Source organism: Pseudomonas arsenicoxydans (assembly GCF_900103875.1).
Classification (GTDB): Bacteria; Pseudomonadota; Gammaproteobacteria; order Pseudomonadales; family Pseudomonadaceae; genus Aquipseudomonas; species Aquipseudomonas arsenicoxydans.
In genome coordinates this window covers 1,615,566-1,630,224 of the sequence record NZ_LT629705.1, presented here as the reverse complement: position 1 = coordinate 1,630,224, position 14,659 = coordinate 1,615,566, and the positions used below count along the sequence as shown (strand labels likewise).

The following is a 14,659-nucleotide window of genomic DNA, read 5'->3' as shown; positions in this document are numbered from 1 at the left end:
TGATGCTGCGTGTCGTCATTCCAAAGCCCTCAGAGTGAGCTCGTTGGTGCGTTATATCGCGACCATCGCGGTTGGCTGTTGGCCTGGCTAAGACGCAACGTGGCCTGCCCGCAGCGGGCAGAAGACCTGAGTCAGGACACCTTCGTGCGCTTGTTGGGCCGCGATGAGCTGAAGGAACCCCGTGAACCGCGGGCGTTTCTGGTGGCGATCGCCAAAGGCTTGCTGTTCGACTATTTCCGCCGCGCCGCGCTGGAGCAGGCCTACCTCACCGAATTGATGCTGATCCCCGAAGACGAACAACCGTCGGTGGAAGAACAGTTGCTGATTCTCGAAGACCTGAAAAACATCGACCGCCTGCTCGGCAAACTGTCGAGCAAGGCGCGGGCAGCGTTTCTGTTTAACCGCCTTGACGGCCTTGGCCATGCCGATATCGCCGAACGCCTGGGCGTGTCGGTGCCTCGGGTTCGCCAATACCTGGCCCAAGGCATTCGTCAGTGCTACATCGCCTTGTACGGTGAGCCGGTATGAGTCCGGTCAGTTCCAAACCGGTGTCCGCGCACGTTCTGGACGCGGCGATTGCCTGGCAGTTGTCCCTCGATTCCGGCAACCCGGTGGAGCGCGAAGAGTTCGCCAAATGGCACGCGGCCCACGAAGAACATGCTCGTGCCTGGCGCCAATTGGGCATGCTCGACCAGCGTTTCAGCGTCGCCAGCGGCCCGGCCCGCACGGCATTGTTGCAGTCGCGCGAAAGCATTCGCCGCCGGGTGCGCAAACTGGGCAGCGGCGTGGCCAGCCTGGTTGCGGTGATCGGATTGGCGCTGTTCGCCGGTGATCGTTATCTGCCCATCGACTACTGGCTGGCCGACCAACGCACCGCCACCGGCGAGCAACGCACCCTGCGCCTGACTGACGGCACGCTGATCAACCTCAACACCCACAGCGCCATCGACGTGCGCTTCGATGAAAAGCGGCGGCTGATCATCCTTCAGGAAGGGGAAATTCTCATCGAGACCGGCCATGGCGATGCCCGGCCATTTATCGTCGAGACCCGCGAAGGCAGCCTGCGCGCACTCGGCACCCGCTTCCTGGTCCGACGCGAAGACGACGGCACGCGCCTGAGCGTGTTGCAGTCAGCGGTGGCCGCGCATCCGCAATCAAGTCCCGAAGAGCAGATTCTGCGTGAAGGCCAGCAAGTGCTGATGTGCGGCAATGGCCTGGGACCGATCACCGCGCTCAACCTCGGCGCCGATGCCTGGACCCGCGGCATGCTGGTGGTGGACAACGCGCGACTGGAAGATCTGGTGCATGAACTCGCTCGTTATCGACACGGGCATCTTGGCGTTGCGCCAGAAATCGCCGACCTGCGAATCACCGGCAGCTTCCCGCTGCACGACACCGACAAGGCCCTGAACGCGCTGCTGCCGACCTTGCCGGTGCAGATCGAACAGCACACGCCGTGGTGGGTGACGGTGGCGAAGGCTCACACCAACCCGTAAGAGCCGTGTAGGAGCTGTGTAGGAGCTGTCGAGTGAAACGAGGCTGCGATCTTTTGATCTTGTTTCTAAAAAATCAAAGCCAAAAGATCGCAGCCTCGTTTCACTCGACAGCTCCTACAACGGCGCCGGAATAGAAATTATTTTCATCCAGCCCTATCACTTTTGGAATCTCGTGCGGCACCTAGGCAATTGAGAAATATTTCCATTCAGGAGCCGCCGTATGTCCCGTTCGCTCGACACCCTGTTGCGTCCCAGCCTGCTGGCCGTCGCCATTGCCCTTTGTGCCCCTCTGGCCAGCAGCCCGCTGATTGCCGCTGAACAGGCGTCCAGCGTCCGCGCCTACGACCTACCGGCCGCGCCGTTGGCCAGCACTCTGAATCAGATCGCCAGCCAGGCCGGCCTCGCGCTGTCGTTGAATCCATCGTTGGCAGCAGGCAAGACCTCGGCACCGGTGAAGGGTCAGTTCGACGCAGCCGGCGCGCTACGTGAAGCCTTGCGTGGCAGCGGTCTGCAACTGGAACAAAGCAGCGCTGGCACCTACAGTCTGGTCGCCATTCCCGAGGGCGTGCTGGCCCTGCCGGAAACCGCCGTCATCGGCGTCGAATACACCGAGAGCGCCTGGGGGCCGGTGGACGGTTACCTGGCGACCCGCACCGCCGCCGGCACCAAAACCGACACCGCGCTGGTCGAAGCGCCGCGCTCGATTTCGATTGCCACCCGCCAGCAGATGGACGATCGCAACGTGCAGAACCTCGATGACGCCGTGCGCTACATGCCCGGCATCGTCGCCAGCAGCTATGGCAGTGACACCCGCGCCGACTGGTTGCGCGTGCGCGGTTTCGAACCGACCCAGTTCCTGGACGGCTTGCCTCTGCCCAAAGGCGTGTATGCCAACCCGAAACAGGAAACCTGGAACCTCGAGCGTCTCGCCCTGCTGCGCGGCCCGGCTTCATCGGTGTACGGCCAGACCCCGCCGGGCGGCCTGCTGGACATGGTCAGTCGCCGTCCCACCGCGCAAGACAGCCACGAGATCGAGCTGCAATACGGCAGCGACAACCAGCGCCAGATCAACTTCGCCAACACCGGCAAGATCGACGACGCAGGCCAGTTTCTCTACAGCCTGAGCGGTGTGCTGCGCGACAGCGGCACGCAGATCGACCACGTCGACAACAAGCGCTACAACATTGCGCCAAGCCTGACCTGGAACATCGACGACGACACCTCGTTCACCCTGCTCACGCAATTCACCCGCGACGATACCGGCATCACCAGCCAGTTCCTGCCGGTACAGGGCACCAAAATCGACATGCCGTTTGGCAAGGTTTCCCATCACAAGAACCTGGGTGATCCGGATTGGGAATTCTACGACCGGACCTACTACGCGCTGGGTTACGCGTTTGAGCATCGCCTGAACGATGTCTGGCAATTCAGGCAAAACCTGCGTTACACCAAATCGGACCTGTCGTTCCAGGCATTCACGGTCGGCTCTTACCCGTTTACGCAGGTGGATAACCAAGGAAACGTCGGGCGCACCAGCACCAGCGTCGACGAAGACATCAGCCAGTTCGCCGTGGATAACAACTTCCAGGCTGACTTCGCAACCGGCGATGTGCGCCACACCCTGCTGCTCGGTCTCGACCACCAGCGCAGCAACACCAACTACACCTCGATTTTCGGTGACGGGCTGACCACCAACGTCAACAACCCGATCTATGGCCAGCCCATCGTTCGTCCGCCGCGCTCCTCCGCGTTCTACGACTACGACCAAAAAACTCACCAGACGGGCGTGTACGTACAGGACCAGATGGCCCTCGATCAATGGCGCCTGACCCTCGGCGGCCGTGAGGACTGGGTGCACACTGGCACAAAATTCTTCAACAAGGGCGACGCCACCAACACCGAGCGCGACAAGGCCTTCAGCGGCAACGCGGCGATCAGCTATGTGTTTGACTCGGGCTTCGTGCCGTACCTGTCCTACGCCGAATCGTTCCAGCCAACCACTGGCGCCCTGGCCTCGGCCACCGAATCGTTCAAGCCAACCGAAGGCAAGCAGTGGGAGCTGGGCGTGAAATACCAGCCACCGGGCAGCAAAACCCTGCTCACCGCAGCGGTGTATGACCTGACCCAGAAAAACGTTTCCGTCACCACCACCGTCGGCGCCACGCCGATCACCAGCCAGACCGGCGAAGTGAAGGTCAAGGGCCTGGAGCTGGAAGCGGTGTCCGATGTCACCGACAACCTGAAAATCATCGCTGCCTACACCCTGGCCAAGTCCGAAGTACAAAAAGGTGATTTCAAGGGCAATCGCCTGCAACTGATACCTAACCAGCAAGCGTCGCTGTGGGCCGATTACACCTGGCACAACGGCGTGCTCGACGGCTTCGGCCTCGGTGCCGGCGCCCGCTATACCGGCAACACGTATGGCGACCAGGCCAATACCTTTCTGGGCAAGGCCGACGCCTACACCGTGTTCGACGCCGCGGTTCATTACGACCTCGGTCGTCTGGACAACAGCCTCAAAGGCGCATCGCTGGCCCTCAACGCGACCAACCTGTTGGACAAGGACTACATCTCCACCTGTGACAGCTTCTACTGCTACTACGGCGACCAGCGCAGTGTCGTCGCCAGTGCGACTTACAAGTGGTAATGGCCTGAATTGTCACGCCCAAGACCGAGCCGTCCGACAGGGACGGCTTTGGTATTTCTGAAGGCTATGAGATGAAAAGCAAAACGATTCGCCGTTGGTCCTGCGTCCACACCTGGACCAGTCTGATCTGCACGGTATTTCTGCTGATGCTGGCGCTGACCGGCCTGCCGTTGATCTTTCATCATGAGATCGACCACCTGCTGGGCGATGCTGCGGAATTGAAGCAGATGCCGGCAGACACGCCGCAGCTGAATTTGCAGCAGTTGGTGCAGGCGGCTGAAAAACATCGCCCTGGCGATGTCCTGCAATATTTCGGCTTTGACGAAGACGAGCCCAACGCTGCAATCACCATCATGGCGGCCACCGCCGGCACCGAGCCGAATTCGTCGCACACCTTCATGCTCGACGCCCGTACCGGTGAAGCGCTGGAGATGCCGTCGGCCAACGGCGGTTTCATGATGGTGATGCTGCGCCTGCACGTGGACATGTTTGCCGGGCTCCCGGGCAAGTTGCTGCTGGCGTTCATGGGATTGATGTTTGTCGCGGCCATTATTTCCGGAACGGTGCTGTACCTGCCGTTCATGCGCCGCTTGAAGTTCGCCACTGTGCGCCAGGACAAGTCGACTCGCCTGCGCTGGCTCGACCTGCATAATCTGATCGGCGTGGTCACCCTGACGTGGGCATTGGTCGTGGGTGTGACAGGGGTGATCAGTGCGTGCGCTGACCTGCTGATCGCCGCCTGGCGCAACGACAGCCTGAGCGCGATGGTCGCGCCGTACAGTGACGCACCGCCGCTGACGCAGTTGGCGCCCGCAACCCGTTTGCTCGACATCGCCAGGGAAGTCGCACCGGGCATGACACCTGACTTCATCGCTTTCCCCGGCACCCGATTTTCCAGCGAGCACCATTACGCGGTGTTCATGAAAGGCAGCACGCACCTGACGTCGCACCTGCTGACCCCGGTGCTGATCGACGCCAGCACGCTGCAAGTCACAGCAGTGGCCGAACGACCGTGGTACATGGACGCCATGGGCATGTCGCAACCGCTGCACTTCGGCGATTACGGCGGCATGCCGATGAAAATCCTCTGGGCGACCCTGGATGTGCTGACCATCATTGTCCTGGGCAGCGGGGTTTATCTGTGGGTGGTGCGGCGCAAGGCGGCGAAACCGGTGGTGAAACACGCGAAGGCTCAGGCATGAGACCAAGGCAGTCGAACTTCTGGAAGGTGTTTGCCACGCCCACCGTCATCGCCCTGCTCAGCGCCGCGGGGTTATTCGCCGCGCTGCTGGGTGATGGCGTGTGGGACGCCTTGAGCTGGCTTGGCCTGGGCGTCCCCGCTGCCCTCGCCCTACGCGGTCTGCTGCAACGCCGCTGATCGCCACTTCCCCTCTGTAGGAGCTGTCGAGTGAAACGAGGCTGCGATCTTTTTATCTTGTTTTTAAAAAATCAAAGTCAAAAGATCGCAGCCTCGTTTCACTCGACAGCTCCTACGTCCAGGTAGTCATACGATGACGCCCTCTTCCGCCCGTCGCCTCAACCTGCAAATTTCCTGACATATTTATTGACAGTTTCGCCCTTGCACTTCTATAAAGGCGCATGTTGTACGACAACCTACAACAAATCTTGTTTAACACCAAAATCCAAAAATAATCATGGTGAAGCAATGAAAGTCAAAGGCATCCGCTGGTGGATGGTCGGCCTGGTGACAGCCGGCCTGATGGTCAACTACCTGGCTCGCAATACCCTCTCAGTGGCCGCTCCGACCCTGATGAGCGAAATGAACATCTCCACCGAGCAGTACTCGCACATCGTGGTTGCATGGCAGGTTTGCTACGCGCTGATGCAACCGGTGGCGGGCTACATCATCGATGCCATCGGCACCAAAATGGGCTTTGCGATCTTCGCCTTCGCCTGGTCGATTGCCTGTGCGGCAGCGGCAATGGCCTCAGGTTGGCAAGGGCTGGCGTTCGTCCGGGGCCTGTTGGGCCTGACGGAAGCGGCCGGTTTGCCGGCTGCGGTCAAAGCCTCGACCGAATGGTTTCCGGCCAAGGAGCGTTCGGTTGCGATTGGCTGGTTCAACATCGGCTCCTCGATCGGCGCACTGCTGGCGCCGCCGCTGGTGGTCTGGGCGATTCTGCACAGTGGCTGGGAACTGGCATTCCTGATCGTCGGGGGCCTGGGCATTGTCTGGAGCTTCCTCTGGCTGATCCTCTACAAACATCCACGCGATCAAAAACGCCTGAGCGATGAAGAACGCGATTACATCCTCAGTGGCCAGGAAGATCACTTCAAAGACCCGACCACGAAAAAGGGCAGCTGGAAGAAGATCATCGGCAGCCGCAACTTCTACGCCATCGCCAGTGCGCGGATGCTCTCCGAGCCCGCCTGGCAGACGTTCAACGCCTGGATCCCGCTGTACCTGATGACCGAACGCCACATGAACATCAAAGAGATCGCGATGTTCGCCTGGCTGCCGTTTCTGGCCGCCGACCTTGGCTGCGTCCTGGGCGGTTACCTGAGCCCGTTGTTCCACAAGCACTGCAAAGTGTCGTTGTTCACCTCGCGCAAAATGGTCCTGCTGTTCGGTGCCTCGTGCATGATCGGCCCGGCCTGCATCGGCCTGGTGGCCAGCCCCTACACCGCGATCGCGCTGCTGTGCGTCGGCGGCTTCGCTCACCAGACATTGTCCGGCGCGCTGTATGCGATCACCTCCGACTCGTTCGGCAAGAATGAAGTGGCCACCGCCACCGGCATGGGCGGGATGTTCGGCTACCTGGGCGCCGCGGCCTTCACCATGGTGTTCGGCGTGATGGTGACCAAGATCGGTTACAGCCCACTGTTCGTGGTGCTGGCGATTTTCGACATCGTGGCCGCTTTCATCGTCTGGACCGTCGCCCGTGAACTGAAGCCACAGCAAGCTGCTCCGGGTCCGCAGGCGCAATTGCAACCGGCAACCTGAAGTAAACCTGTGTGGGAGCGAGCAAGCTCGCTCCCACAGGGGGATTTGCGTTCGTTGCTCATCTTGAGCTATCGCTTTAACGCGCTATGCTGCCCGGCACTGCCCCACACCGAGATGCTGCCATGTCCGCCCCCAGCATGACCCTGTTCCACAACGCTTTATCGCCCTTCGTTCGCAAAGTTATGGTGCTGCTGCACGAAACCGGTCAGACCGATCGCGTGGCGTTGCAAGACTGCGTGCTGACACCTGTGAACCCGGACCCGGCCCTCAATGAAGACAACCCGCTGGGCAAGATTCCGGCCCTGCGCCTGGCCGACGGCAACGTCATCCATGACAGCCGGGTCATCCTCGACTACCTCGATCACCAACACGTCGGCAATCCGCTGATTCCCCGCGACGGATCGGCCCGCTGGCGGCGCCTGACCCTGGCCTCCCTGGCCGACGGGATCATGGACGCTTCGGTGATAGTTCGTTACGAAGTCGCCCTGCGCCCGCCCGAGAAACACTGGGATGAGTGGCTCGATGGCCAGCGCAACAAGATCCGCCGCGCCCTGGCCCTGCTGGAGAAAGACGCGATTGCCGAACTGACCAGCCATTTCGATGTGGCGGCGATCAGCGTGGCGTGTGCATTGGGTTACCTCGACTTGCGCCACCCGGACCTGGCGTGGCGCGAGACGAATCCGCAACTGGCGGCCTGGTATTTTGAGGTGAGTCAGCGGCCTTCAATGTTGGCGACGATGCCGAAGGTATAGAGCTTCGCCGGCTGTCCCGGCTTCATCGCGGGCAAGCCCGCTCCCACAATGGTTTTGTGTTGTTAACTCTATTTGTGCAACGACAAAGATCCTTGTGGGAGCGGGCTTGCCCGCGATGAAGCCCCACCGGATCCACCGGAAACAACACCGCAATCAGCGTCGCCAACACTTCCCCTTCCCGCTGATCTTCACGCAATCCCAACGACCGGCTCATTCCACCGCCCCGATATCAAATTCCAGCGGCTTGGCCGGCTTCTGCCCGATCCCATACCAGTCCAGCTTGCGGGTCAGCACCATGAACACGCCGAGCAATCCGAACAGCAGCAACGAGCCCATCAGCAGCGCGTAATCCTCCGCACTCAGCAGGCCGTAAAGCAAGCCATACAACGCCGCCAGACCCGCCGAAAAACTCAAGCCGTGGCGCACGCTGCGCAGCACATGGCAGACATAGAAGCCGATCAGCAACACACAACCGCTGGCCGACAACAGGTACGCCAGGGCAAACCCGATGTGCTCGGACAGCGACAGCAACAGCAGGTAGAAGAATGCCAGCGCCACGCCGACCAACGCGTACTGCACCGGGTGCACCGCCAGGCTTTTGAGCACTTCGAACAGGAAGAATCCAGCGAAGGTCAGCACGATGAATAGCAGCGCATATTTGATCGCCCGATCACTCTTCAAGTACTGGTCCACCGGGTCGATGAAACTCACGCCAAAGCTGCGTGCGTTGTACGCCTCACACGTACCACCGGACACACAACTGCTCAGCGCTTCTTGCAGGTTGGTGGAGAAAAACGAGGTCTGCCAGTGGGCGGTGAAGCCTTGATCGGTGACTTCACGCTGGGCCGGCAAGTAGTTGCCGATGAAGCTCGGATGCGGCCAATTTGCGCTCAGCGACACCTTGCTGGTCTTGCCCACCGGGAGGATTTGCAACTGACCGGTGCCTTGCAGGCGCAGGTCGAAAGCAAAGCTCAGCTCCGTGGCTTGCCTCACATCCAGCGCCGGCAACGTCACGTGTACACCTTCGCCTAACCAACCCACCTGAGTGCCAGGAACAAAGTCCAGGCGCTGGTCATTGAGTTCCAGTTTCAGGGCGTTTTCGATACCGCGAATGTCGCTGATACCAACGGCCAGAAATGGCTGATCGAACTGATAATCGACGAAATCTTCCTTGATGCCCAGTTGTGCCGGGACCGAGAAATGCCCGCTGATGCGATTGTCGGCGTGGAACAGTCGCGCTTCATAAATGCCTCGCGAGCGCAATTCGGTCTGTACCTGGCCGTCGAGTTCGAAGTGTTCCGGGAGGAAATACAAGCGACCGCGTTCTTCACCGACTTCCTGGTAACGCTCATTGGTTTTCTCGTTGAGTTTCCAGGTGCGCACCACTTTGCGGTAGGGCACCACCATCAACGGCCCGCTCAATTGCTGGCTGTAGCTGGAGCTGCGGGCGATGTCTTCGAGCACACCGTCGCGCAGTTGCTGACGGTCCTGGATGATGCCGTTGATCATCAATAGCGGGATCAGCAATAACAGAATCAGAAGGGCAATCGCCCCGAGTTTTATGGTCAGGCTGCGGTTCATGGGACTCTCCCTGTTTGGATAGGGAGAGTCTGGAATGGCTGTGTGGGGGGTTTATGTGGGGAATGTGGAGATTATGTGGAGACTCGCGGTCCTAAGCCAGGCGCAACCTGACTTCGACACCACCGTCGACATTGCCGATGCTCATCGACCCACCGTGTAGCTTGACCACTTCCTCGACAAAATTGAGACCTAATCCGGTGCTCTTGCGCCCACTGTCCGGGCGCGGCAGGGAATAGAAGCGCTCGGTCAATCGCGGCAACGCATAGTCGGGAATCGTCTCGGCCTGGTTGAACAGCCTGAACTCGATCTGCTCTCCGACACGCTCAGCGCTGAATCGCAGCACACCCTGAGTCGGTGTGAAATCCAATGCATTCTCCAGCAGATTCCCCAATGCCTGGCGCAACAAAAACGGCTCACCGACCAGTTCAAGGTCCGGCGCAACCCGCTGATCCACGCGCAAATGTTTGCCCTCGATCCGCGCCGCCTGAGCACTCAACAATTGCTCCACCAAGGCTGCCAATGGCACCGCGACTCGCTCCTCCAGCCCCTGGCGTTGCTCAACCTGAGCCAGGTTCAGCAGTCGCTCGATCAACTGCTGCATCCGCACGCTTTCGCTGTCGATGTTGCTGACAAACCGCTGCCGCTGAGCCAACGGCATGTCGTCCTGAAGTAACTCCGCAGCACCACGAATGGCCGCCAGCGGGCTTTTCAATTCATGGGTCAGTGTGTGCACGTAACGCTCGACGTAAGCCTTGCCTTCAAGCTGCGTACGCATCCGCTCCAACGCCGTCGCCAGTTGCTCCAGCTCACCGCCGCGATAGTGCGGAACCTCAACCCGCCGCCCTTCACTCACCGCTTGCGCATAGGCGGTCAGGCGTCGCAACGCTGCGCTCAACCACCACGACAGCAGCGCACCAAACAACAAACCAAGGCCAATCAACCCGGCGCCATACGCCAGCAATCTTCGCTCGGTGCGATCCACGTAAGGCTGCAATGAGCTGTTGGGTTTGGCCACGGTGACCACGCCGATGATCTGGCCGTTGTCGCGAATCGGCGCACCGACGTGCATCACCGAGGAGGTCGCATCGTTCGGATCGCTGCGCGTGGAACGCGCGCCGTATTCACCGCGCAACGTCAGGTAGACGTCGTTCCAGCGCGAGTAATCCTGCCCCACCGCAGCACCGCTGGAATCCAGCACGACGATGCCTTTGGCATCGGTGACGTAGATGCGGTGGTTCACCTGATTCTTCGGCAAGCCCCAGATGCTCGCCTTTGGCTGTCGCTCGCCGTAGGCCTTGAGCAATTCGGGCCAGCGATTTTGGTTGAGGGTGCCGGCCTTGAAGTCATCGCGCAGGATCTCGGCCATCAGGTTGGCCGTATCCACCAGAGTTTCTTCGGTGGATTGACGCACACCAGGGCGGATTTCTTCCATCACTGTGTTGAGCACGAAGTAACCGGTCAGACCGATGAACAGCACATAGACCAGGAAAATGCGGATCCCCAATGGCATCAGCTGTGCCCCGGACTGTAGCTGTAACCGAGACCACGATGGGTCTGGATCGGTTCGGCGTCGGCCTTCACCAGACGCAATTTGGCGCGCACGCTTTTGATGTGGCTGTCGATGCTGCGCTCGTAACCGGCATCGGCGGCCACACCCAGCGCGTCGAGCAATTGCTCACGACTGAAGACCCGTTCGGGTTGTTCCAGCAAGCATTGCAGCAGACGGAATTCATGGCGGGTCAGGCTCAAGGGCTGACTGCGATAGCTGATTTGCACACGTTCGCTGTCGATACGAAACAACGCCGAGGCGACTTCGACCACCCCTCGCGGGACCATGCGCTTGAGAATCGCTCGGACCCGTGCGGCGACTTCCCGAGGGCTGAACGGCTTGACCACATAATCGTCAGCGCCGATCTCCAGGCCCACCACGCGGTCGATTTCCGCATCGCGGGCACTGAGGAAAATCACCGGCACATCGCTGAAACGCCGCAATTGCTTGCAGGTTTCAAAACCGCTGATGTCCGGCAGGCCAATGTCGAGAATGATCAGGTCGGCCGGGGCCTGGCGCTGATGCTCCAGCGCCGCCGCGCCCAGGCTCAGCCAGGTTGTGGTGAACCCCTCGCCCTGCAAGGCGAAAATCAAGGTGTCGGCAATCGCCGCTTCGTCTTCGACAATCAGGATATGAGGCATGGCGTCCGAGCCCGGCAGTTAAGTGGGCGAACGGTGCCCCAAGGCTGATTCGCCGTCAATCAGCAGTCGGGTTTGTCAGCCGTGAAACGTCGTGCCGGATTCACCGCCGCGCCAAATTCACGCAACGCCTTGGCACCGATCAACAACGGATAATTGAAGCTGCTGCGGTCGGTGAGGTTGACCTCGACGGTGCGCTTGACGTTGCCCAGGCACAGTTCCAGATCGACCACTGGACGCTTGGTCGGGGCGCTCACGTTCGCGTCATCGTCTTCTTCTTCCGAGCGGGTCTTGATCTTGCTGATCCGCGCGATCTTGTGCTCGTAGACCTTGTTGCTCGCGTCTTTGGTGGCGAGCCGAAAACGCACCCACTCTTCGCCGTCGCGAGTGAAGGTTTCGATGTCCTTGGCCGACAGCGAGGCGGTCAGGGCGCCGGTGTCCATCTTGGCCTTGAGGACCTGGCCACCGATTTCCGGCAGCGCAATGTATTCGTAGCGCCCGTACAAAGTCGGCTCAGCGGCCAGGACCGGCAGGGCCACGAGGGAAAGCAATGCTAGGAGGGATTTCACGTGATGGGCATCCATAAGGAGTGGGCAGCGGGATTTTAGACCTTTATCGGATAGATCGTTCCCACGCACTGCGGGGAATGATTTGTGTAGCGAGACTAAAGGTCCAAAGGTGAAACATTCGTCACCGCCGATTTGGCCTCTCGCCCGAAGCTGCATATCATGGCGCGCCCAAATGCTTACAAGAGTCTCTTATGCGCCGCCTGCTCACCGGCTGTTTCGTCACCTTTCTGCTGTTGCTCAACACCCTGGTCCTGTTCGGGCCGCTGATGATGTTCGCATTGCTCAAACTGATCCTGCCCGGGCGCTTTCGCGACTATGCCTCATGGGCGGTGATGTGGATCGCCGAGACCTGGGCCGAAATCGACAAGCTGATCTTCCGCCTGTGCATCCCCACCCAATGGGACATCAGGGGTGGCAATGAACTGCGCCGCGACACGTCGTATCTGGTGATCAGCAACCATCAATCCTGGGTCGATATCCCGGCGCTGATCCAGACGCTCAACCGGCGCACGCCGTTCTTCAAGTTCTTCCTCAAGAAAGAGCTGATCTGGGTGCCGTTCCTGGGCCTGGCATGGTGGGCGCTGGATTATCCGTTCATGAAGCGCTACACCAAGGCGTTTCTGGCAAAAAACCCGGAGCTGGCCGGCAAGGACCTGGAGATCACCAAACAAGCCTGCGAGCTGTACAAGCGCCAGCCAGTGACGGTGGTCAATTATCTGGAAGGCACCCGCTATACCGCAGCGAAAAGCACCCAGCAGCAATCACCGTTCACGCATTTGCTCAAGCCCAAGGCGGGCGGTGTGGCGTTTGTGCTGGCAGCGATGGGCGAACAGCTGGACGCCATTCTTGATGTGACGGTGGTGTATCCGCAGCAGAAGATTCCGGGATTCTGGGACCTGATCAGTGGCAACGTGCCGCGGGTCATCATCGACATCAAGACCCGCGAACTCGACCCTGAACTGTGGCAGGGCGATTACGAGAACGACCCGGTGTTTCGCGAAACGATCCAGAACTGGGTCAACCACCTCTGGATCGAAAAGGATCGGCGCATCAGCGCGTTGCGCGCCGAGAACCGCTAGATCAAGTGCCGGAGCCAGCGCCCCAGATCCCGCCCAGACTGTTCAGCAGCGAACCGCCGACGCCTTGCTGACCGAAGTATTGCAGCAGCACCGGGGCAAACTGGCCGATCATGCCGCTGTCCATCCCCAATGCGCTGAAAGCGTTGTTCAGATCATTGGTGTTCTTCACGGCACCCAAGGCGTTGTCCAGACCGGCCGCCTTGCCGGAAGACCCAAACAGACCCGCCAGCGCACCCAGCTCACCGCCGCCGGACAACTTGTCGATCCCCGGAACGCTTTTGGCCAGTTCCGAATAATCGGTCGAGCTCAGTTGATTCTTGGCCAGCCCCAGCATCGCCCCGGTGCCGCCAACGGCTTGTTGTGGCGTGACATTCAATTGGCTCAGCGCGCTCAGCAGACCGGCCGTTTCTGAAGTCGGCGCGGCGGCTGCGGCGCTGTTATCGCCCTTCATGCCGGAAATGGCATTGGCCGCATCATTAAGGTTGAACTGAGCGAAGACCGGGCTGGCGGCCAGAGTCATCAGCGAAACCAATGCAAAACCGCGTGAAATCTTCATCCAGACATCCTCTTGCGCCATGAAAACCGCCCGGCAAACGGGCGGCGAAAAACTGTGTGTTGGACTGGCCTCCCGGGGGATCGTTCCCAGTCCTGGCGAGCCTCTGACGAAGTGTCAAAAAAGAATGTTTTGTCGCTGCATCCAGTTTGGCCCTGCCCACGTATATCTAGCACGGACAGACACTCCTGGCCGATTCTCCCCACAAAGGATCATCACCATGAAACGCACTTCGATCAAAATGCCTCTGATTGCCAGCCTGCTGACCTTCACCCTTGGCGGCGCACTCGCCCTGAACACCGTGCAAGCGGCAGACATGAGCCGCGACGCGGTCGTCGTCGGTGGCCAAAGCATGATGCCAAGCAAGGACATCATCGATAATGCCGTCAACTCCGCCGACCACACCACGCTGGTGGCCGCCGTAAAAGCCGCAGGCCTGGTCGATACCCTCAAGGGCAAAGGCCCGTTCACCGTGTTTGCACCGGTCAACTCGGCTTTCGCAGCGCTTCCTGCCGGCACAGTCGACACCCTGCTCAAGCCCGCCAACAAAGCGACTCTGACTCACGTTCTCACCTATCACGTCGTCGCCGGAAAACTCGACATGATGACCCTCGCCGAGAAGATCAAGGCCGGTGGCGGCAAAGCCGAGCTGACTACTGTCGCGGGCGGCAAACTGTGGGCGATGATGAACGGTCCGCACAACATCACCATCAAGGATGAAAAAGGTGACGTCGCCGACATCACCACCTATGACGTGTATCAGTCCAACGGCGTGATTCAGGTCATCGACAAAGTGCTGATGCCAAAAAGCTGAGCCGTACCGCCGGCTCTGA

The 14,659-nt window shown here is 60.1% G+C and carries 14 protein-coding genes; 9 read left to right on the top strand and 5 right to left on the bottom strand.

Going from position 1 to position 14,659, the window contains the following annotated elements:
* The first annotated feature begins 9 nt into the window (after window positions 1-9).
* The 7 genes from BLQ41_RS07400 (at window position 10) to BLQ41_RS07370 (ending at window position 7,857) form a co-directional block, all read left to right on the top strand.
* Window positions 10-528 (top strand): RNA polymerase sigma factor, encoded by a 519-nt coding sequence (locus BLQ41_RS07400; protein ID WP_090178956.1) that lies wholly within the window; start codon window positions 10-12, stop codon window positions 526-528.
* A complete protein-coding gene (locus tag BLQ41_RS07395; protein ID WP_090178953.1) occupies window positions 525-1,496 on the top strand; it encodes a FecR domain-containing protein in 972 nt (323 codons plus the stop codon). The genes BLQ41_RS07400 and BLQ41_RS07395 overlap by 4 nt, the downstream gene beginning before the upstream one ends.
* Window positions 1,497-1,716: 220 nt before the next feature.
* Window positions 1,717-4,143 carry a TonB-dependent siderophore receptor gene (locus BLQ41_RS07390; protein ID WP_090178949.1) on the top strand — a complete coding sequence of 809 codons (2,427 nt, stop codon included), beginning with the start codon at window positions 1,717-1,719 and terminating at the stop codon, window positions 4,141-4,143.
* A 71-nt stretch (window positions 4,144-4,214) separates the two neighbouring features.
* Window positions 4,215-5,345: a PepSY-associated TM helix domain-containing protein gene (locus tag BLQ41_RS07385; RefSeq protein ID WP_090178945.1), complete on the top strand. Its 1,131-nt coding sequence runs from the start codon at window positions 4,215-4,217 to the stop codon at window positions 5,343-5,345.
* Complete coding sequence (locus BLQ41_RS07380) at window positions 5,342-5,521, top strand: hypothetical protein (protein ID WP_090178942.1); 180 nt, start codon at window positions 5,342-5,344, stop codon at window positions 5,519-5,521. The genes BLQ41_RS07385 and BLQ41_RS07380 overlap by 4 nt, the downstream gene beginning before the upstream one ends.
* A 288-nt stretch (window positions 5,522-5,809) precedes the next feature.
* Window positions 5,810-7,105: an MFS transporter gene (locus tag BLQ41_RS07375; protein WP_090178940.1), complete on the top strand. Its 1,296-nt coding sequence runs from the start codon at window positions 5,810-5,812 to the stop codon at window positions 7,103-7,105.
* Between the two features lie 122 nt (window positions 7,106-7,227).
* On the top strand, window positions 7,228-7,857 hold the full coding sequence (locus BLQ41_RS07370; protein ID WP_090178937.1) for a glutathione S-transferase: 630 nt from the start codon (window positions 7,228-7,230) through the stop codon (window positions 7,855-7,857).
* Between the two features lie 210 nt (window positions 7,858-8,067).
* Here the strand turns inward: BLQ41_RS07370 and creD are convergent, their stop codons facing one another.
* The 4 genes from creD to rloA2 all read right to left on the bottom strand — a co-directional run bounded on the left by creD (window position 8,068) and on the right by rloA2 (window position 12,194).
* Window positions 8,068-9,438, bottom strand: a complete 1,371-nt coding sequence (creD, locus tag BLQ41_RS07360) for a cell envelope integrity protein CreD (RefSeq protein ID WP_090178932.1) — start codon at window positions 9,436-9,438, stop codon at window positions 8,068-8,070.
* A 91-nt stretch (window positions 9,439-9,529) separates the two neighbouring features.
* Window positions 9,530-10,948: a two-component system sensor histidine kinase CreC gene (gene creC / locus BLQ41_RS07355; protein WP_090178928.1), complete on the bottom strand. Its 1,419-nt coding sequence runs from the start codon at window positions 10,946-10,948 to the stop codon at window positions 9,530-9,532.
* On the bottom strand, window positions 10,948-11,628 hold the full coding sequence (gene creB / locus BLQ41_RS07350) for a two-component system response regulator CreB (RefSeq protein WP_090178925.1): 681 nt from the start codon (window positions 11,626-11,628) through the stop codon (window positions 10,948-10,950). The genes creC and creB overlap by 1 nt, the downstream gene beginning before the upstream one ends.
* A 59-nt stretch (window positions 11,629-11,687) precedes the next feature.
* Window positions 11,688-12,194 (bottom strand): retropepsin-like aspartic peptidase RloA2, encoded by a 507-nt coding sequence (rloA2, locus tag BLQ41_RS07345; RefSeq protein ID WP_157695002.1) that lies wholly within the window; start codon window positions 12,192-12,194, stop codon window positions 11,688-11,690.
* 191 nt (window positions 12,195-12,385) lie between these two features.
* Here rloA2 and BLQ41_RS07340 point away from each other — a divergent pair, with 191 nt between their 5' ends.
* Complete coding sequence (locus BLQ41_RS07340) at window positions 12,386-13,273, top strand: acyltransferase (RefSeq protein ID WP_090178920.1); 888 nt, start codon at window positions 12,386-12,388, stop codon at window positions 13,271-13,273.
* 1 nt (window position 13,274) lies between these two features.
* On the opposite strand, the gene BLQ41_RS07335 is transcribed toward BLQ41_RS07340, so the two are convergent.
* Window positions 13,275-13,829 carry a DUF2780 domain-containing protein gene (locus BLQ41_RS07335; protein ID WP_090178917.1) on the bottom strand — a complete coding sequence of 185 codons (555 nt, stop codon included), beginning with the start codon at window positions 13,827-13,829 and terminating at the stop codon, window positions 13,275-13,277.
* Window positions 13,830-14,046: 217 nt separating this feature from the next.
* Here BLQ41_RS07335 and BLQ41_RS07330 point away from each other — a divergent pair, with 217 nt between their 5' ends.
* The gene (locus tag BLQ41_RS07330) at window positions 14,047-14,640 is read left to right on the top strand and encodes a fasciclin domain-containing protein (protein ID WP_090178914.1); all 594 of its coding nucleotides are present in this window, start codon (window positions 14,047-14,049) and stop codon (window positions 14,638-14,640) included.
* The last annotated feature ends 19 nt before the right edge of the window (window positions 14,641-14,659 follow it).

Excerpts from the sequence above, each read along its gene's own strand:
- BLQ41_RS07390 (WP_090178949.1), top strand. The coding sequence starts at position 1,717 with ATGTCCCGTTCGCTCGACACCCTGTTGCGTCCCAGCCTGCTGGCCGTC.
- creB (WP_090178925.1), bottom strand. The coding sequence starts at position 11,628 with ATGCCTCATATCCTGATTGTCGAAGACGAAGCGGCGATTGCCGACACC.
- BLQ41_RS07385 (WP_090178945.1), top strand. The coding sequence starts at position 4,215 with ATGAAAAGCAAAACGATTCGCCGTTGGTCCTGCGTCCACACCTGGACC.
- BLQ41_RS07370 (WP_090178937.1), top strand. The coding sequence starts at position 7,228 with ATGTCCGCCCCCAGCATGACCCTGTTCCACAACGCTTTATCGCCCTTC.
- creC (WP_090178928.1), bottom strand. The coding sequence starts at position 10,948 with ATGCCATTGGGGATCCGCATTTTCCTGGTCTATGTGCTGTTCATCGGT.
- creD (WP_090178932.1), bottom strand. The coding sequence starts at position 9,438 with ATGAACCGCAGCCTGACCATAAAACTCGGGGCGATTGCCCTTCTGATT.
- BLQ41_RS07380 (WP_090178942.1), top strand. The coding sequence starts at position 5,342 with ATGAGACCAAGGCAGTCGAACTTCTGGAAGGTGTTTGCCACGCCCACC.
- BLQ41_RS07395 (WP_090178953.1), top strand. The coding sequence starts at position 525 with ATGAGTCCGGTCAGTTCCAAACCGGTGTCCGCGCACGTTCTGGACGCG.
- BLQ41_RS07340 (WP_090178920.1), top strand. The coding sequence starts at position 12,386 with ATGCGCCGCCTGCTCACCGGCTGTTTCGTCACCTTTCTGCTGTTGCTC.
- BLQ41_RS07335 (WP_090178917.1), bottom strand. The coding sequence starts at position 13,829 with ATGAAGATTTCACGCGGTTTTGCATTGGTTTCGCTGATGACTCTGGCC.
- BLQ41_RS07375 (WP_090178940.1), top strand. The coding sequence starts at position 5,810 with ATGAAAGTCAAAGGCATCCGCTGGTGGATGGTCGGCCTGGTGACAGCC.
- BLQ41_RS07330 (WP_090178914.1), top strand. The coding sequence starts at position 14,047 with ATGAAACGCACTTCGATCAAAATGCCTCTGATTGCCAGCCTGCTGACC.